The sequence below is a fragment of the Enterobacter sp. 186315 genome (genome assembly GCF_053290175.1).
Genome location: NZ_JBPTTK010000017.1, coordinates 51298 through 68820 on the forward strand (window position 1 = coordinate 51298; position 17523 = coordinate 68820).

26 protein-coding genes are annotated in these 17523 nt (G+C 49.8%); 4 read left to right on the forward strand and 22 right to left on the reverse strand.

All coding sequences use genetic code 11. From position 1 onward, the window contains the following. From ACSVHP_RS17290 to ACSVHP_RS17370, 17 genes are all read right to left on the reverse strand, one after another. Positions 1–1662 (reverse strand): terminase large subunit, encoded by a 1662-nt coding sequence (locus tag ACSVHP_RS17290; RefSeq protein WP_309470654.1) that lies wholly within the window; start codon positions 1660–1662, stop codon positions 1–3. Continuing rightward, positions 1646–2002, reverse strand: coding sequence for a phage terminase small subunit P27 family (locus tag ACSVHP_RS17295; RefSeq protein ID WP_086598361.1), 357 nt, complete (start codon positions 2000–2002; stop codon positions 1646–1648). Before ACSVHP_RS17295 ends, ACSVHP_RS17290 begins: the two co-directional genes overlap by 17 nt. Continuing rightward, positions 1960–2151, reverse strand: a complete 192-nt coding sequence (locus ACSVHP_RS17300; protein ID WP_447552548.1) for a terminase — start codon at positions 2149–2151, stop codon at positions 1960–1962. Before ACSVHP_RS17300 ends, ACSVHP_RS17295 begins: the two co-directional genes overlap by 43 nt. Continuing rightward, complete coding sequence (locus ACSVHP_RS17305; RefSeq protein WP_086598403.1) at positions 2133–2285, reverse strand: hypothetical protein; 153 nt, start codon at positions 2283–2285, stop codon at positions 2133–2135. Before ACSVHP_RS17305 ends, ACSVHP_RS17300 begins: the two co-directional genes overlap by 19 nt. Then, a complete protein-coding gene (locus ACSVHP_RS17310; protein WP_136484878.1) occupies positions 2278–2721 on the reverse strand; it encodes an HNH endonuclease signature motif containing protein in 444 nt (147 codons plus the stop codon). Before ACSVHP_RS17310 ends, ACSVHP_RS17305 begins: the two co-directional genes overlap by 8 nt. Beyond that, a complete protein-coding gene (locus tag ACSVHP_RS17315) occupies positions 2721–3014 on the reverse strand; it encodes a head-tail connector protein (RefSeq protein ID WP_447552549.1) in 294 nt (97 codons plus the stop codon). Before ACSVHP_RS17315 ends, ACSVHP_RS17310 begins: the two co-directional genes overlap by 1 nt. Then, positions 3007–3345: a phage head closure protein gene (locus ACSVHP_RS17320; RefSeq protein WP_447552550.1), complete on the reverse strand. Its 339-nt coding sequence runs from the start codon at positions 3343–3345 to the stop codon at positions 3007–3009. The genes ACSVHP_RS17315 and ACSVHP_RS17320 overlap by 8 nt, the downstream gene beginning before the upstream one ends. Continuing rightward, a complete protein-coding gene (locus ACSVHP_RS17325; protein ID WP_447552551.1) occupies positions 3342–4577 on the reverse strand; it encodes a phage portal protein in 1236 nt (411 codons plus the stop codon). The genes ACSVHP_RS17320 and ACSVHP_RS17325 overlap by 4 nt, the downstream gene beginning before the upstream one ends. Position 4578: 1 nt before the next feature. After that, entirely contained in the window at positions 4579–5139 is a 561-nt protein-coding gene (locus tag ACSVHP_RS17330; protein ID WP_019077813.1) for an HK97 family phage prohead protease, read from the reverse strand. 51 nt (positions 5140–5190) lie between these two features. Continuing rightward, positions 5191–6357 (reverse strand): phage major capsid protein, encoded by a 1167-nt coding sequence (locus ACSVHP_RS17335; protein WP_045286916.1) that lies wholly within the window; start codon positions 6355–6357, stop codon positions 5191–5193. Between the two features lie 232 nt (positions 6358–6589). After that, a complete protein-coding gene (locus tag ACSVHP_RS17340; protein WP_103284300.1) occupies positions 6590–6886 on the reverse strand; it encodes a hypothetical protein in 297 nt (98 codons plus the stop codon). A gap of 343 nt (positions 6887–7229) precedes the next feature. Further along, positions 7230–9362 carry a DUF927 domain-containing protein gene (locus ACSVHP_RS17345; RefSeq protein ID WP_241161306.1) on the reverse strand — a complete coding sequence of 711 codons (2133 nt, stop codon included), beginning with the start codon at positions 9360–9362 and terminating at the stop codon, positions 7230–7232. After that, on the reverse strand, positions 9362–9727 hold the full coding sequence (locus tag ACSVHP_RS17350; protein WP_040194366.1) for a hypothetical protein: 366 nt from the start codon (positions 9725–9727) through the stop codon (positions 9362–9364). Before ACSVHP_RS17350 ends, ACSVHP_RS17345 begins: the two co-directional genes overlap by 1 nt. Next, positions 9724–10092 (reverse strand): hypothetical protein, encoded by a 369-nt coding sequence (locus tag ACSVHP_RS17355; RefSeq protein ID WP_447552552.1) that lies wholly within the window; start codon positions 10090–10092, stop codon positions 9724–9726. The genes ACSVHP_RS17350 and ACSVHP_RS17355 overlap by 4 nt, the downstream gene beginning before the upstream one ends. Next, a complete protein-coding gene (locus ACSVHP_RS17360; protein ID WP_213735597.1) occupies positions 10089–10310 on the reverse strand; it encodes an aminotransferase in 222 nt (73 codons plus the stop codon). The genes ACSVHP_RS17355 and ACSVHP_RS17360 overlap by 4 nt, the downstream gene beginning before the upstream one ends. Continuing rightward, positions 10303–10488: a hypothetical protein gene (locus ACSVHP_RS17365; protein WP_213735598.1), complete on the reverse strand. Its 186-nt coding sequence runs from the start codon at positions 10486–10488 to the stop codon at positions 10303–10305. The genes ACSVHP_RS17360 and ACSVHP_RS17365 overlap by 8 nt, the downstream gene beginning before the upstream one ends. Beyond that, on the reverse strand, positions 10481–10693 hold the full coding sequence (locus ACSVHP_RS17370) for a host cell division inhibitor Icd-like protein (protein ID WP_063159742.1): 213 nt from the start codon (positions 10691–10693) through the stop codon (positions 10481–10483). Before ACSVHP_RS17370 ends, ACSVHP_RS17365 begins: the two co-directional genes overlap by 8 nt. A gap of 190 nt (positions 10694–10883) precedes the next feature. Here ACSVHP_RS17370 and ACSVHP_RS17375 point away from each other — a divergent pair, with 190 nt between their 5' ends. After that, entirely contained in the window at positions 10884–11069 is a 186-nt protein-coding gene (locus ACSVHP_RS17375; protein WP_001547837.1) for a YlcI/YnfO family protein, read from the forward strand. 123 nt (positions 11070–11192) lie between these two features. Here the strand turns inward: ACSVHP_RS17375 and ACSVHP_RS17380 are convergent, their stop codons facing one another. The 4 genes from ACSVHP_RS17380 to ACSVHP_RS17395 form a co-directional block, all read right to left on the reverse strand. Next, a complete protein-coding gene (locus ACSVHP_RS17380; protein WP_309470659.1) occupies positions 11193–11972 on the reverse strand; it encodes a phage antirepressor KilAC domain-containing protein in 780 nt (259 codons plus the stop codon). Positions 11973–11980: 8 nt separating this feature from the next. Beyond that, entirely contained in the window at positions 11981–12190 is a 210-nt protein-coding gene (locus ACSVHP_RS17385) for a helix-turn-helix domain-containing protein (RefSeq protein WP_071882736.1), read from the reverse strand. 142 nt (positions 12191–12332) lie between these two features. Next, positions 12333–13058: a hypothetical protein gene (locus ACSVHP_RS17390; protein ID WP_309470660.1), complete on the reverse strand. Its 726-nt coding sequence runs from the start codon at positions 13056–13058 to the stop codon at positions 12333–12335. After that, on the reverse strand, positions 13055–14476 hold the full coding sequence (locus ACSVHP_RS17395; protein WP_447552553.1) for an integrase arm-type DNA-binding domain-containing protein: 1422 nt from the start codon (positions 14474–14476) through the stop codon (positions 13055–13057). The genes ACSVHP_RS17390 and ACSVHP_RS17395 overlap by 4 nt, the downstream gene beginning before the upstream one ends. A gap of 354 nt (positions 14477–14830) precedes the next feature. Here ACSVHP_RS17395 and ACSVHP_RS17400 point away from each other — a divergent pair, with 354 nt between their 5' ends. From ACSVHP_RS17400 to ACSVHP_RS17410, 3 genes are all read left to right on the forward strand, one after another. Then, positions 14831–15571, forward strand: coding sequence for a hypothetical protein (locus ACSVHP_RS17400; protein WP_447552554.1), 741 nt, complete (start codon positions 14831–14833; stop codon positions 15569–15571). 74 nt (positions 15572–15645) lie between these two features. Further along, positions 15646–15870 (forward strand): helix-turn-helix transcriptional regulator, encoded by a 225-nt coding sequence (locus ACSVHP_RS17405; RefSeq protein WP_447552555.1) that lies wholly within the window; start codon positions 15646–15648, stop codon positions 15868–15870. A gap of 355 nt (positions 15871–16225) precedes the next feature. Next, a complete protein-coding gene (locus ACSVHP_RS17410) occupies positions 16226–16876 on the forward strand; it encodes a YagK/YfjJ domain-containing protein (RefSeq protein WP_447552556.1) in 651 nt (216 codons plus the stop codon). A gap of 27 nt (positions 16877–16903) precedes the next feature. Here ACSVHP_RS17410 and ACSVHP_RS17415 read toward each other — a convergent pair whose 3' ends face one another. Beyond that, positions 16904–17521 carry a hypothetical protein gene (locus tag ACSVHP_RS17415; RefSeq protein ID WP_447552557.1) on the reverse strand — a complete coding sequence of 206 codons (618 nt, stop codon included), beginning with the start codon at positions 17519–17521 and terminating at the stop codon, positions 16904–16906. Positions 17522–17523: the final 2 nt, after the last annotated feature.

Consider the following 17523-nt stretch of genomic DNA (forward strand, 5'->3'; position numbering starts at 1 on the left):
TCAGATACCGTTAAATGTCGCCAGCCGTTGTTTATGGCTGTCGCTCATATCGAAAGCAAAATCCTCATGCTCAGCCTGGAAGGTGCCGAACGCCATAAGCGCAGATACCGCCGGGTCTATCTTGTTAGAGGATTTCTTTTTATTGGGCTTGATATTGGCGTTGGCGTCAGACTCCATCACCACGTTTCCAATCGCCCAGGCCAGAACCGGATCGCCACGATGGCGCACCACTCTGCGATTAACGAACACCTCAAAGGATTTCGCTACCGGACTGAATTTGAGATAGGTTTGCGGGAACGGTTCTACATCGAGCCCTGCCCCCTGTAGCTGGGTGCGTAGGTGTGTGGCGTTCCACGTATCGAAGCCCACCAGCCGGATATTGAAAGTTTCAGCGTCGCGCAGGATATCGTCACGGATGCGGTCATAGTCGATACAGTCACCGGGTGTTGTGCGTATCCAGCCCGCTTTCACCCATTGGCGGTAGATGGCACGGTTTTTGTTGGCGACGTTAAGCAGCTGCGCTTCCGGCAGATAATGGCGGGTCAGCAGGCGGATCTCCCTGTCGAACGGGAACGCGTAGCTCACGCTGGTAATGTCGCTGGTTGAGGACAAGTCAAATCCGGCATAACACTCCATTCCGGCCAGATCATCTTCGGTATAGCCGATCGCACAGGCATCCCATGCACCGGCACCCATCCAAGGCGTGGAGCCCTGACACCAGATATTGAAACGTTTGGTCAGCATTTCCACCCACTGCGACGGTATGCCCCGTGCTTTCTGGATGGTGGATTCCAGCTTCGCCGCGTCAACGGACACATGCAGGTTAGGGTTAGCCTTGATCCACATTTCCGGCTGCTCAACCTCGCTTTCGTCGTCCAGCTCGTAGATCAGGACAAACAGCGAATCGTTGCTTTCTTCCCCGGCCAGTATCTGGCAGCAGTAGTCATAATGCTGTTTACAGGCGGAGACAACGTTACTTCCGGCGGTCGTGATAGCGAATAAAATCGCCTCAGGACGTGCGCCCATACCCAGCTCAAGCGCGGAATAAACGCCGTTATCCGGGTGAAGGTGGTATTCATCGACAATCGCTAGGCTGGGGTTAGTCCCCTCAATGGTGGCCGCTTTCGCCGCCAGCGGCTTTAACAGGCTGTTGCTCTTCGGGAAAATGACCTTATGCGCCTGGATATTGACGCGCTTTTTCAGCGGTTTTGACAGCAGGCACATCTGGCGGGCATCGTCGAACACGATTCGGGCCTGATCACGACTCACCGCCGCTGTGTAGATATCCTGCTGGCCCTTCTCCATCACCAGAAACCAGTTAGCCAGCATGGCGGCCACGGTTGATTTGGCGTTCTTGCGCGGTACTTCAATAAAGGCGCTGCTGTACTTGCGGCGCCCTGACTCCCTGACCTTAAAGCCCAGCAGGTTAGCAAAGGCGAACTGTTGCCACGGCTCCAGATCGATTGGCTGGCCCCGCAGAGGGCCTTTGACGTGTGGACAGAGCCGGGAGAAGGCAATAAACCGCTCTACGGTCGCCGTATCGAACTCATAATGGGGGTCATTCAGGTCTGAAAAGTACCTTTCCACAGCCTGTTTTACGCGCTTACAGGCCGGAATCTCGCCCGTTTTTATCGCATTTGCGTACTCATCCCAGACGGTCAAGCTCGTCTTCCTCTTCCGTTTCTACCGGGTTACGGCGGCGGCTTACCGGATCAAAGCCCAGCAGCGACGACATTTTAATCATGATTTTTTCAGCATCGGCCTTTGCGCTCAGCGCCGGATTTCGGCTCTCGCCGCCCTGGCTGTTCACAATGCTGAATCCACGGCTGGCAAGGTCTTCCACGGCTTTGCGGTACATCGAATAGTTAACGCAAAAAAGCTCAAGGTTGTTCCAGTCGGCGGGAGTCAGATCACCGCGTTCGGCCAGTTGCTTCGCCTTTGCTTTCCACTGCTGCGCGGCTAACTCATCAAGGTAAGCTGGCGGTTTTGGTGGTCTTGCCATAAAAATTTCTCGTTTCCATCGCGTTTTATTTTCAAAAAAATCACCGTGCGTAAAAATTTGAGGGGGCAGGCGGTGCCTTGCAGCAGGGGGGTTGTCTTTAAAACCTCCCCCACCCCGCCCATGCCGCCTGTCAGCGGTTGCGGAAGCATTCCATCACCTCCCGATCACGTTCACTCATGCGCTTTGCTACGGGATTCGTGTGCGCTCTCTGTCTGGCAGGTTGCCATGCCTCGCGCTGCTTTATCAGCCCACTAATCAGCCGCTGCTGTTCCTGCTCAGTCATTGTCAGCCTCATACATCCAGTCATTGCGACGGGCTGCACGCTCTTCCTGCTCACGGTACAACCCTGCTTTGCGCTTCGCTTTGGTGGTTGGGTCTTGCTGTGTGGTCTTCTGGTTATGATGCACCTGGCATAACGGCTGGTGATTCCACTCTGGCCAGAACAGAACATCATCACCGCCGTTGATAGGGATGATGTGATCGACAATCTTTGCAGGAACGTAGAGGCCATGCTTCTGACACTCAACGCACAGCGGATAGCGCTTAAGGTACTGAGCGCGGTACTTCTCCCATGAGGCTGAATAGCCACGGGCGCGACGGTGGCCGCGTCTGGCATCCTCTGCCCGCCACGCTTCCCGCTTATGCTCGTCACACTTGCCAGACTTCACCCGCTTATTGCATCCCGGCTCTGTGCACCGGCGTAGTGGTTGCCACGGCATCAGTACACCCCCACATCTCGGTAGACAGACCACAACGCAGAGACAGCCATCGGTATCTCTTTGGCGTCGGTGTCACCAATCATCGTGCGGTACTCGTACAGCTGAGAGACGTACATCAGACAGCCAATCTTGATAGCAGGGGTGAACTCCAGACCGTTATAAAATCGCTTGCCAATATGCTTCTGGCAGACCTCCAGCGCAGCTTCGATGTACGCCTGTATCAGCGTGTCTTCATAATCGTCATCAATACGGCAATGCAGCTTTGCTTCTTCCAGACCGATTAACTCACTCATTGAAAATGCCTCCCTTGCACAGCAGCTCAAGCCGGGTGTGATCCACATCAGGAATCACGGCCACAATGCCGTAAACCTGCCCCCGGACGTTTGGCGAGCGGTACAGAATGCGGTTTGCGGTGGTTATATCGTCGCGGTAGCGCGTCCAGATTCGCACTGTAGCCTCGGAGTAAAGTGCCCCGGAAGACATGCGCTCACGCCCGCTGATAGCTCGAATTTCAGCCCAGACGGTGGCAAGGTCAGCCCATTCATAGATAACCTGACCAGTCGGGTCGCGGTGAGATTCAGACTTCTGAAAGGTAACGCGGCGTTTCAACTTTCCGGCTCTCATTCGTCACCTTCCTTGCCGTCTTTGCTGATCTTCACTTCTTGCTTCCATGCCTGGCTGAATTCGTCACCACCTTCACGCGGCGGCATCCCCTCACGTTCACGGGCTTCGTTCGGGTTCATGATCCCGTTCTTAATGCCGCGCTCATATGTGGCGTAACGTTCGGTTGGCGTGGCGCGGAGAAGGTCAGCAGAGTCGAACTCCACCTGGTAGCGGGTTCCCGGAACCGGAGAGGCCACCAGCAGCGCAGATTTGATTTGTTGTTCGAAGTTCGCCAGCCACGGGCGCATGGTCATGGTAAGAAATGCGCGGCTCGCTTCGCTAAAGTTGCTGTAAGTGCTGTTGCTGTATTCCTGGAGGAAAATAGGCGACACGTTGAACATGCGGGCAATGTCTTCAATGGTGAAGCGACGTGAGGCCAGCCATTCAGCATCCTGATTGCTCATGCCAAGCTGCTTGTAGTCCATCCCCCCTTCAAGGATCGGCGTTTTCCCGGCGTTTTTGGCCCCTTTGTAGCGCTCCAGAGCATCCATTGCCTGTTTGCCCTTCACGCTGTCGAGCCACTCTTTAGTGACCACCACACCCGCCGCCATCATGCCATCTTTCATAATGCTGGCACCGTGGCGCTGCTGTGCAAGACCTAACCCCAGCGCCTCACGGCAGATGGAGATCGGGGAGCGCCCCAGAAAGCCATCATCGGTGGAGTAACGCAGGTGCAGGATCTCTTCCTGCAGGTAGGTGCGCACAGCCCCGGTAAACGGCTCGGTAACGGTATATTTGTACTTATGCTGGCCGATACGCTCAGGAATAACCGCCCCCGGCGCATACGGGTGCAGGGATTGCGGCTGGCCGTCGCGGCCCCACTGGATCACCGCATAGGCGTTACCGTTCAGCAGACAGTGGCGCATCATCGTGCGTTTAAACTGGTAAGGCGTCTGGCAGTCGTTCGGCTGCTCGTTCAGGAGAAAATCTACCGGATGATTGCTCAGCCATTCCCGCGCTTCTCTTCCGTTATCGTTGCGCACGCGGTACAGATAGCAGGGCATTGTTGCCACCGCCTCACTGATAACTGATACGGCGTTCATGACCGCCGGCAGAGATTCCGCAGTACCCGCAGACACATACTCGCCTGATCCGGTATTTGGAATCCCTGCCATCGCCAGAAACTCATCAATGGTCATGCTGCGCTGCTCAGAGGGTTCAGACTTACGGCCAAACGGCCAGATATTCCACATATCAGAGCCCCGCTAATTCAGCCCAGCGGCGACGGTTATCGCCAGCGCGGCGCAGTTCAGGATGTTGGGAGAAAAGAGAACGGTGCGCGATTTCCACGCCAGACTCAGGATAAGCAGGCATAGAGGTAACGGTAATCTCCCGCAGTTCTGCAGCGGTAACAGTGCGCAGATATGGAGACTGAGCAATATCCCACGCCTCTTTCAGCGCACGGAAACCGAAGCTCATGCCGGAGATATCCCCGCGCTCCACCAGCTCCAGCACATCGTTGCCAAGCTGGGTATTCGGCGGGGTCAGCTCGAAGCGCAGCCCGGTATCGTCTTCGGACAGCACCAGCGTGCCGGATTTAGTGCGGCCCAGCAGCTGGGTATAGTTATGCTCGTACAGCGCACGCACATCGCTACCGGATGCCAGGCTGTCTTTAAATGCTCCCGGCGCAAACTGCTCACGGAACTCGTCCCAGATAATTTCTGAGAGACTGTTCCAGCGCACGGCATAGCCCACCAGCTTTTTGTTGCTGGCGCTCACTTCGGAGGTACGGATTTCAAAATCGATTGTTTTCATTACTGGACTCCACAGAGGGCAAAAAGGGGCCGCAGCCCCTTAAACGTCAAATCAGGAACCGGAGCCGGAAAGCTCAAGCACCTTGATGGCGTTGGAGTCCACCACGCCGCCGCCCAGGTATTTATCGGTATGCACCTTGTAGAAACCCGGTTCGGTGATGTTGTCAGGGCGGGTACGCACGCCAGTGGTGTGATCCACGATGAAATAGCCGCGCTTGAAGTCGCCTACCGCGAGGAATGCTTTACCTGCCTCCGCATCCGGCATAGTTTCCAGATACTGAACAGGACGGCCCAGCAGCGTATCGGGAGAACCGGCAACCAGACGATCGCGCCAGATGTAATCCCCGTTGCCGTTTTTCAGCTTTTGCAGTTTGGCTGCGGTGTTGGAGTTCATCACCCATACGGCATTTTTGCGGTATTTGGCTTTCAGCTTATACAGCAGGTCGATCAGGCCATCAGAGGAAACGTCTGCGGCTTCCATCTTCTCCAGCGTGCCGAACGGACGGGTTTTATCGGCAGTGGCCGCACGAGGATAAGACAGGAACCCTTTGGATTTTTTATCACCGTCGCCGTTCACAAAGTCGCTTTCTTCGGTAGCGGTGAAGGTGTCAGCGATTTCAGAAGACAGCCAGCCCAGAATATCCACTTCGGAGAAGTCGAGAATCTCCTGGGTGGTTTTCGGGTAGGCGTAGATCGGGTTGAGTTTGATATCAACGCGTTCCATCTTCGGCGTGCTGGTTTCGGTGCGAGGTTCACCTTCGGTGCCGCGATTAACGGTAGTACCGCCCACAGATACCAGCTTCTGGTATTCGTTGGTTTTAGTGGTCTTCACCGTTGCGATGGAGCGCATCACGCTATCATCCTGCAACTGGCGCATAATCTCTTTGTCCAACTCAGGGATAACGGTATAACCGCCGTCAGCCTGCACCAGTGTGGAGAGAGAACGGGTATCACCTGTCATGATGTAGTGGCGCAGCTCGTCGTTGCTTACTGGCTCACCTTCAACGGAAGTACCAGGCAGATTGCGCTGATCGTCGGCGACGGCTTCAAGACGGGTGATTTCAACTTCGAGGGCATCAGCCTGGGCGCGGAGTTCATCGAACTTTTTGCCCTCTTCTTCGTTCAGGCTGCGCTTTTCGGTGTCGGCTTTGTCCAGCATGGAACGCATCTGAGTTTTGAGTGCGGCTTTTTGCTGGCGTAATTCGAGTAATTTCTTCATGGAGTGGTTTCCGTAACAATTAATGTTAAGACGTGAAACCAGCGCTTGGAGGGGAGGCCGTTAAATCTTTTTCTGCCTCTCGCAGGCTGTACTCGCTACAGCTTGATTTAACGGCCAGTGGCGGCTCACGTCTGAGTGCCACTTCTCAAGATATACATGAAAAAATTAAAGAAAACCCCCGCCAGAGACAGGGGTAAGAATGGGTAAGCATGAGTACAAATAATTTACAAAATTATTCCTTAGCACAATCCAGAGCGTCATCAAGCAGCTCACGCTTTGCTTTAAGTTCCCCGATGAGGATATCCAGTTGTTCTTTGCTCGCGGCCATGACATCACCAGAGAATTGGTGACGCAGAAAGCCATTGTGATCCACAAAAAAGTAAGCCTCTCGCTTCACCAGTTCCCGGTATTCACTAAGCGGCATAAGCTGCAAATCTGTTTTGCTGTCTGGAACCCCAAACATATCTTTATGCTCAACCAGTTTATGGATCAGCACCTTCGAATAAATAAGGTCGTCACTGCTTTTCATGTTCATAACACCCTCTATTTTTTGTGTATAGAAACAAAACTATGTTGGTTCAGTTGGTTCAGTTGGTTCAATTTGTAAAGATTATTGTTTTATAAGGATTATTTTCAGATAGGTGAACCAACAAAGCCCCGATTTGAACCAACATTGGGCATTTTCATGTTGGTTCAGTCCATGAGGTTCTAAAGTGTTGGTTCAAATTGCCCGTTTGTTGGTTCAAAACTGCTATTTGTTGGTTCAGTGTTGGTTCATTTTTTTTGACATTAACCCCATATAAAACAGCCATATGAACACAACCAAAAGACACTGAACCAACTGAACCAACAAAATAAACCCTCACGTGTAATTATTCTTCTGCTCCCTCCTGCTGGTACTGAATGACGTAAACGTTAATCTGTCTCCCATCTATACGCGGTGATTTACGCTGGTATCCCCTGCCGCTTGCTGGAGGTGTTAGCATTCCAGATTCGGCAAGAACGCGCGCGAACTGCTTCGCATTGAATCCCTGTGCCATCTCCTTTTCGAACGCAGAAGGGAAGGTATAAAACACCATCGGCGAATCATCATGCTTGCCCCTTTCGCGGTATCCAGCCATATCACGAATTGGCATATCTGACGGGCAGTATGGCAGCGGAGCATAGCGGCTCAGACCATGCGCGTTCAGAAAGGCCTCGCACTGCTCGATGATCTGCTGGTGCTCCTTGTTACCTGTTCCGAATTCTTTTACCCAGGCATTGAAGCTATGCTGGATAGCATCCCGGCTGGCTTGTTCACTCCAGCCAGTTATCGGCGAACCAGTTACTAGCGCAGCCTCAAGAATGGCGAAGCGCTCAGCCACACGATGAACCTGTTCACCATAATCAGCCGGAATAAGACTGCGCCAGCGCGTCTGCGCATCCCGCACAGCCTGTTTAGCCTCCTGCTGGTGGGTTGCCAGCCATTTTACCCACTCACGCCCTGCTGCGCCGTGGTTATCAATCCATGACTCTTTCAGTGCATCGGCGTGGGCCTTTCCGTTAGCCAGCCCGTTAAAGGCCGTGGATTTCTCCATGGGGATATTCAGCAGGCGCACCAGTTGCCCAGCTTTCACCCTAATTCCACCAGCAGCCAGGAATGTTTCAATATCCATTTCCCCGGTACTGATCGCAACAGTTCGCCAGCGCTTTAGCTCCCGGTTGCCACCCTCTTTAGCCCCCTGCAACTTCCCAGCCCCGTTAAACAAAGTGTAAGCAGACGTGGCGACATCTTTAGCACTGCTGCCCTGCCCTACCTCATCAAGTGGTAACAGGCTGTCGTTATGCGCCTCTGCCTCGTTAGCAATACCAAGCGCGGTACCGTACCAGGTCAACCTCAAAGCGTCGGGCTCGCCCCAAATACTGCTCGCAATATTTGCGGTGGTAGTCTTACCGGCGCTGGACTGTTCGAACAAATGGACGCCGAAGCCATCAGCGCCCACCAGCCCGATCAGCGGCGCAGACAATGCCGCAGCCACACCCAGCATCATCGATGGGTTGCCTCCTGCCAGATATGCCACTGAATCCCGCCAACTTTCAGCAGTTCCAGCCACGGCATAACCGGAAGATGCAGCGCTGCGACCGTTAAAGAGAATAGGCATTTCCGGATCACCGATAACTTCACCATCTGGCATGATGTATGCGCCGTGATGCCAGCCGGTGGTATGGCTAATAATCCATTCCTGCCCTGCACCACATTGCTGTAGCCAGTCGGCAAGAATTGCCCGGAATGTACTTTTAGTCGTTACGTTTACCCCACCAGCCTTTAGAGAGCGCCAGCCGTCACGCTCACCGATATCAGCACAGGGGATCGCCCTGGTAATATCTTCATGGCCACGTGGCGAACACCAGCGCAAAACGAGATAGCGCTCGGCCCCGTCACTACCGGAACCCACCACCTCAAGCGGCGAACACAGCCACGTTTCGTTATTGATTATTTCTCCGCTGTCCTTATCCACCTTTGGCGTGATCCAGTACAGGCCATCGTTACGGCTCTCTACGCGGGGTTTCAGTTCATCACCCGGTTCAGGCTTTGGCTCCCTTTTTTTCACAGGCAGATTTACCACAATACTTTCCCCACGCTCGGCATCTTCCCTGAGCCGTGGGAGTACATCCGTCCAGTTCTCTTTTGGCTGAGGCTCAAACATGCCATTAAACAAGCGTGCCTCTTTCACATCAGACAGCGCCAGTTTGGTAGCAATGATACTCACCTGAGTTTCTGAAAGCTCACCAGCTCTAATCACGCGTACGCAACGACGCCCCTGATCGATGATATTCAGCCTTTCAAGCTCCTCCAGCTGCTTTTTCCCCAGATACACAGGCGGCACATCATCCCCCGCCCTTTTCCCCTCGCTCTCGATCCAGTGCTGCGCGTGTGAATAAGCATCTTCCCCCGCAAAAATAATCGCCTCAGTAAACTTGTCCTTTGGCAGACACTTAATGTTTGGGGCGTTTTTCATCTTCATCAGTGCAGCACCTTATTGGAAAGATCCGCTTCCAAATCTTCATGCAGGTATTCAAGGTGGCAGCTTTTCACTATCTGCAACCCCATTTCGTTAATATCGCCATCGTCGGTAAAGCAGGTCAGCAGAATATCCCGCAAACGCCTTAACCCCTCATCGCGCCCGAATTCTTCAAAACAGCCAAAAATCATATATTTCATCAATACGTTTTCAGTTACGCGCGGCTCCAGCGTGAAGCGATAGCGGGCCATATACTTATCGCTTTCCACCAGCAAGGTTGCCGAACCGGTTTCCGCTATCTGGTGAGCAATACATGTTTCGGTCAGTTTGCGGAACAATGGGCCTATCACTTCAAAAATATCGGTCATTGTGGGATACCTCCGCTCATCTGAAATTTGCCAAGTAATGGGTGATACCAGTACGCCGATCCATATTTGCGCTTCGCGCTGCGCAGCACCAGCCGCGCCGCTTCTCTGAACTTTTCATCAGGCGCAACGAACCCGCCAGATTTCAGCTTAACCAGCATCACCCCTGTGTTTTTCGCCAGTTCCTCAGCCTTTTTGGTTGAGATACCGTATTCAGCAGCCAGTGTTGCTACTGGCGTCATACCCGGAGGGATTTCTCCCCCTTGACTATCGGTGAGTGATTTAACCTGAGCCTCAAGTTGCAAAATCTTCTCAACCAGCAAATCAACGCGGTTAGCCAGTTCGTTGAATTTCACGTTACTGATCATTTGCTCCCCCCTTCGACTGGAAGGACAAATGACTTATCCAAAGCATTAGCCAGATCATCAGCTAAGCGCGATGCAATATCCATTAAAGCCATCAGGTGAATGCGCTTCTTTTCATCGTTCGATATAGATACAAAAGCCGCACACGAAAGAAGAGCCGAAACCTCTTGAGCAGTTGTCAGTAAGTCCTGATCGCTCTTGTAGGTGTAAAGGTTATCCATTGAGCGCCCCCGTTGAATTCAGCTCTACCATGCTTGCCGCCAGTTGATCCGATACTCGTCTGGCCAGGCTGATAAGATTTTCACGCCCAACGGAATCAATCTCGCACTCTTCAACAACCATCAACAAAACAGCCAGCTCACAAGCTATTGAAGCGCTTTTATTTGTTAACTCACGCATGGCGCACCTCCATAATCTGAAATGCGTGGAACGGCAGGCGGGCAGCGAAAATGAGGGTTACGCCGGGCATGGTGTCGCGGGCTTCCTGCTCACTGGATGCGTTGACGTAGATTACCAACGGCTTTGCGGTAGGGTAGCGCTCAGAGGTGGAGAGAAATCTCCATGTAAATTCAGGGCGAGTTTGGGTAGACTGATTGTCAGCCATAACTGTTACCTCACTTAACGGTTTGTGGTCAGAGGCCCGGTTAGTGTTCCTAGCACTACCGGGCTTCGCACTTGAAAGGTGTATGTCACCTTCAATATTAAAACTAGCCCAAAGTGAAATACACTTCAAGCCTTTTCCTTTTATTTTTTTTGCGTATACTGAAATACACCTAACATAAGGAGTTTCAGTAATGGCAACAGGTGCGAAGAATGCAAAGTCACAAATGACCACAGTTCGAATCCCCCATGATGTGATGGAAGATATCGAGCTTTTTAAACATGAAGGTGAAAGTACCGCAGGGTTTCTTGTCACTGCTGCGAAAGGCGAAATCAAACGCCGCCAGCGCCAAAAGGCAAAAGAAGAGCCAAAATCCTGAATAAAAACAGCGGGCGCAGAATTGCGCTGGCTCATTCTTTGACCACCAGCATTAACCCTGGTATGCTTAATCTGTTTCGGTTTTTCGTAGTGACATTGGCAGCTCTGCAAAGCTGCCTTTGTTTTATTCAGCGTCAGCATTCGGCACCTCAGGCAATACACCACCAGCGATCAGTTTCTTCGTTAACCACTGCTCACCTTTCCCTGTCAGCATCGTTGTGAATGAGGCTCTTACCTCGCCATTCGTTTCATACGTTCCCTGGCGAACGGCAAAATAACCGCTATCGATATAACGCTGCATAGGCAGGTTGTGGCGCTGGCCGCCGTTGATGAGAATCCCCTGTTGCCTCATCCAGCCGAATAATTTGATGGGGCCAAGCCCTACGGCTTTGGCATAGTTGGGAATGGAAATACCCTTGTTGATCTCCGCCACGCGATCAGCGAAATCAACCTTTGGCGCAGCGGCCACCAGTCGGTTTTCAAGTTCGCTTGCCTTTTCTGCCAGATCAGCAGCAAGGCGCAGGGCTTCCGGTAACGTCTGGGGGATATTAGCGGCGGCTTTTGCCTGGCGTTCGCAGTTGATGAAGTAGCGGCGCACCTCCCGCCCTTTTTCGTTGCGCTCAACCATTGCCAGTTCTTTACCCATATCAATAGTGATCAGGTAGTCATGTTCCATCTGCTGCCGAGATTTTGCGCTCGCCCGTTTTGGCGTGCTCAAACTTTCAACAATGATGTAATCAACTCCAGTAGTGAAGCCGTACTGGCTAATACGCCCTTTAATCCAGTTGGTGAAATCACGCCCAACGCCGAGAAAAGCATGAAGACGTTTTGCGCTCACAAGCGTGGCTGGTTGCCCGCCGATACTTCCCGCTGTAACCGGGATAAGCTCTGGTAATTTTCCCATGCTGATTCTCAGGCTGTTTGCGTGCGACGGGTTGATGCCAGATAGCTATCGAGATCTGACCTCATGTAGATAACCTTGCGACCAACCTTATGGTGTGGAATTTCCACCTTTCCGGTATGAGCCCAATTAGCTAGAGTTTGAGAATTAACACCAAGATAAGCGGCCGCTTCTGCACGGGTAAGGCGCTCTAACGAGAAAGGAGAATTGACTAACTTCATATTTATCACCGTGTATTAATGGTTAACAGCGGTGATAAATATCCATGATAGGGTAGCGAATTATCAGCCCAATAACAGGCTACTGGTTCTCAACTGCCGGATGCAACAACACAATAACCAGTAACGCCCCCCCAGCAGCCAGCTATTGGGGGAATACTAATTCAAGTCGTGTATATTTTTCTGGTTTTGGGGGCCTCAATCCAGAGAGGGAGATCCAGTTATCTAATGCGTTACGACTTACCTTGCCATGATAATGAGCAGCCAAGGCATCAAGCAGCGCTGTTTTTGCACCACAAGGATATTTTTCCCAAGTTAGTTTAATGACTTCAATAACCTCTGAATAATATGGGCTACGGGGTCTTTTCGCCTTTTCTCTCTGAGCATCTGAAATCGCCTTTTGCGCTATTTCATTAAACTCCCTAATGGATATTTCGTCACTAAAAACACCTTCCATTAGCAATTTAATGCCAATTTTTGCAAGATTATCACCGTTATTCTTCATTCCTAAAAAATGTAACGCAAGCGCAGCATTCAATGCTGTGATTCCATCACCTGATAATGGTATATCGGTTAAAAATGGTGTTTGTTTTTCATCCATATACAACAATGTGTTGATTGACTGGTCATCCACCCCAGTTTTAGCGCTCTCAATTCCAATAAAATAGAGAAATTCTTCAACGGGATTATCAGAACATTCGAAATAATGAATTATATTGTTAACCATATTTCGCGCCAAGCTTGCAGAGGCATCATTCTTAAATCCATCGCGCAAGATTGAAATAACCGTAGAATCAGCACCATCAATAAAAAGCTCGTTTATAAACGTAGCCACAATTGTAGCTCTAATACTCATTTCACCATGAGTCATAGCTTAAAACCCTTTTTATCATTTGATATTGCGAAGATTAATTTTCTTTTCTCTTCTTCGCTCAGATTCGCCAAAGCAGACATTAATTGAGTATTAATATCTTTTTTACTTTCAATCAACCCAGCATATTCAAGTATTGCTCGTTCTATTCTTGAAGCTGGCTCCATAAGTTCATCAGCACTGAAATGAAGATAGCCCTGGGTAACATCAGCGCTTCTCATCGTTCGGTGGTTGAGCAGGCGTTTCAGGATATAATTACCAACCCCCACCAGCTCAGCAACGGTGCCGAAAGTTCGGCGGCCGTCATGCCATTTGAAAGGGATAGGCTTTAGCAGGTCTGGGTTTGGTTCTGGTACGGTGGCAGCACTTATGCGATCGATAATGTGCCTGTACTCTTTAATTACTCCCTTATCACCAGGAAAAACCAATAATCCATCTGCCGCTTTCATCTTGGCTCGGCGGCGAAATAATTTCAGTAGAGTTTCAGTAATGGGGAGTTCAAGCGGATCGCCGTTTTTTGTGGTATCAATCCAAAAATATCGGCCTCCAAGATTAACTCTATCCCAACTAAGCTCTAAAATTTCAGACTTACGCAGTCCGGTAAAAATAGCCATTTCCACAGCATCACAAACCGCCGCTGCTATATCATCGCGCCCCTGTTCGGCAAACTCTCGCACGTACGATAAGGCGCTAAACCATCTGCCAAGCTCATTGGTGCGGATACGTTCAGTCTTCCTCACGGTACCATGCCATTTGCGCTTTGTGCTCAGTACCATTGTAGGCGGGTCCGGAAGAAGCGTTTTCCCTTCCTCGTCACGGTAATGATCGTGCGCGAAGCGGTATATAGCACGAAGCACCCTAGCCCAGAGATCGGCCTGTGCTTTACTGCCGGTTCCAACCCCTGCGCGTAGCGTTGATTTATCAGCACCAAACCACACAGAACCATCAGTAACGGCTTTGTGTCTGGTTTCCACTCGTTCACGGCTGATAGAGGCGATTGGTTGTTTCATCCAGTCACCAGAGAAATTTTGCAGGATGGAACGATACTGTTTTGCTGTATCGGCGCTTAACCGTTCATCACGGCTTTTGATATAGGTGTCCAGCGCATCATTAAGCGTAACCAAAGCCTTTTCATTGATGCGTTTTTCGACGTTAGGGTTTCTGCCTGTAGTGGCTACGTCTCCCAGCAGTTCGAGAGCCTTTGCCCTGGCATTATCAATAGTAAGATCGGGAAATCTGCCTAAGGTGGCCCGTATAAATTTGCCATTACGTTTTCTGGAGATACAGAAGCTCTTCGCGCCACTGATCCCCACTCGGAGCCGTAGCCCGTTAACAACGGTATCACCATACTCCATCTGGCCACGTTCCGCAGGCTGCAGGCTTTCGAGTTTTGCTTTCGTGAATTTGAATGTTTCCACAAACACCCCATACCAAGCGATCAAGGTATCCTGCAAATCGCTTGTTTTGCTCTAGGATACCTATAGGATACCGCAAGCGAGTATTTTAGAGTATTTCTGGTTATTTATACAGTGGTTTTAAATCAATTAAGTGACTGAAAATTATAGATAAGTATTTTCAGGTAAGAACTTGCATTCTAACTCATAATCGCTTGGTCGCTGGTTCAAGTCCAGCAGGGGCCACCAAATATATCAAGGACTTAGATAAGAAATTATCTAAGTCCTTTTTGTTTGCATCGAATTTGGGTCAGGTAATGGGTCAGGTAACGTTTTGGCTTGAAACCTGAAATGTCAGTTTCCAGACTAAAGGTTTGCATGAACACTTTTGCTTCGGACATCCATGCTCTGCTGCAACGACTCGTCAGTGAAGAAACCCCAAACCTGAATGAAAACGATAAGGCTTTGCTAATACATCTTGAGGTTGCCCTATATAACTTGCTGGAGGCTGAACATGGGTTGGAGCCCATTTACAAAGTCAGTTTCAAGGACAGAGGCCATTTGTTACAGCGGCAAAATGCAGGTATGGGCCCTGACTCTATTACAGATTTAAAGGCTGATTATCAGGTATTGGCTGGTGGTCAGATCTTAAACTTTCTGAACATTTTATACCTCGATAACGTAAAGCGTTACCTATCTGATCGCTTCAACAAAATCACGCTTGTAGAGTCAGGCCATGTTGTAAACAGCATGAGAAAAGATGAAAGCCAGCGAGAAACTAAAAAACGGAAAAATGGTGGTCAAAAGAGCCATGAACGCATGGAGACAGTCAAGAATCATATTCATAATCTTGCAATGGCCTTTTTGGAAGCTCACTCTCCCAGACCTTCAGATGCTTCATTTACGTTGAAAGAAGTAAATACTGCCATACATGAAGATGTCATCAATTTCTTTAAAGAAAATCCCGAGTTACCCCAGAGCAAAAAAATCCTCTTAAATCCCGATAACTCGCCTAAAGACGGACCTGACGCCACGCGTGCTATCGAAGACAAACTACGTTTGCTCAGAAAAGAAGGTCGGCTTAGTCCATTTTTTGAGCCATCAACACCGAACCAGTAAGTGGTTCGGTATACGTCCCCTGTAGTACAAACCAGAATGCCTCCTGTCCATTAAAACCAAGAGAGGCATTATCAATGTTTGAAGTTTCACCAGAACAACGCCTTAGCATTCTCAAAATCTATGGTCTGACTGTCGACAGATTAGTACGTGAGGATGAGCGCAAATCTATTACTAGCATCTCTCGTTCACGTGCATGGGAGCTAGAAAATCAGGGCAAATTTCCCCCGCGCAAAAAACTGGGCACTCACAGTTGCGCCTGGCTGCTTTCTGATTTGTTAATCTGGAGCCACCAGCGTTAAGGGGTCAGATATGGATATTTTCTCTAGCAATAATCTGGCTCCTGTTTCCTTTCGCCGTTACCTTAACAAAGTTGAAGTGTGCCTTTTTCTTCGCATCAGCTTACCGACACTTAACCGCTGGATACGTAATGGCGATTTCCCCCCCCCATAAATTTGGTCAGTGCATTGTGGGCTGGCCACCAGAAATAGTTAAACGCTAAAGGATGTAACGAAAATCAGCAGGCTCCCGGAGCCTGCGAGTTTCACTTATCGCAAGCATGAACCAACACGACACAATTTTTCAAAATAACAAGCCATCAGAGATGCGTGGCTCATGGCAATACTGCCAAAACAGACTCAGGATTATTTATAATATATGTCCACCAGCACACCCATGAATCCGTTTCAGATATCAAGAAAAAAACTTGGTGCCTTTATCTATCAAGGTTATGCCTTACCCGTATATGAATGGCCTCAGCGTGCGGTATATCCTGAGCCTAAAATCATGCGTGCGATGATGGGCTGCCTTACTGAGATATTCAGCCAATCGACTAAAGTGCTGGTTGTGCGTTTCGACTTGCATGTCAAAGAATATAGTGAGTCCAATCAGGTCATCAGCCAACTCAGCCAGGAACTGAAAAAGAAACTGAATAAACAGTATGCAGGCACCTGGTTTCATCTGATGTGGGTCCGCGAGCATGGTCGCTGCCCGAAACAACATTATCACTGTGTATTAATGGCTAACGGGCAGAAGATACAGTATCCGGCGAAACTCATTCCATTGATAGAAGAATGCTGGCAGACCTCCTGTGGAGGCACTTTCAGCCTGCCATCTAACAGTTATTACTTCTGGAAACGTGGCGATAACCATTTACTCGGACTGATTATTTATCGGCTCAGCTATCTGGCGAAAAACATCACTAAAAAGCGCTTCAACATCAAAACCAGGCGCTATGGTCATCGTTGTATCGCTGTCAATTGCCAGCAACCCACACAACCGTTGAGTGTGCTGTTAGGTTCAAAGTGAGTAGCAAAAAAATGCGCTAAAGTGGAATTAACGCACTTTACTGTTTATACAAAAATGCCTTTTCACGATGCTAAGCTTTGTTATTCTGATAGCTTCTTGTTCAAGCTCACAAAGATTTGTTGAGCAAATCTTAAAGTAATCATTACCCGTGAACGGCTCAGAGTGAGAGTAACTGCGTTCATTATTCACCGAAGTACAACCAGCGGAATGTAGGCAGGTTGTACTTGTAGGATCCAGCTCACTGCTTACTTCACTTCTTTTAAGTAAATTTAAAACATAGCCTCCAGGATTTGCATTCAGCCAGTCTTTATATTTCGCTTCGCTGTTATAAAGCTCCTCGCTGTGAAATCGTACAACGGATGCATGCTGCTCAGTAATATATTTCATCGCAGCTAGCAAATAGGAGGCTTTGAAAGTCACGTCCTGATAGTCTTTAGCTAACAAACTTTCACTTTCTTCAAACCGTTCAACAAACGCCGCAACTTCTTTGGGATCGATACGGCTGGTATTATCTTTTCCGTTTCGAACAAACAGCTTTTGTTCCTCAGCATAGAGAGTAAAAGGAACATTCCTTGACCCGGTGAACAGCTCAACAGGTTGGGAAAATGACTCCAACAGTAAATGATAGAAATCCTTATAAGCCATGA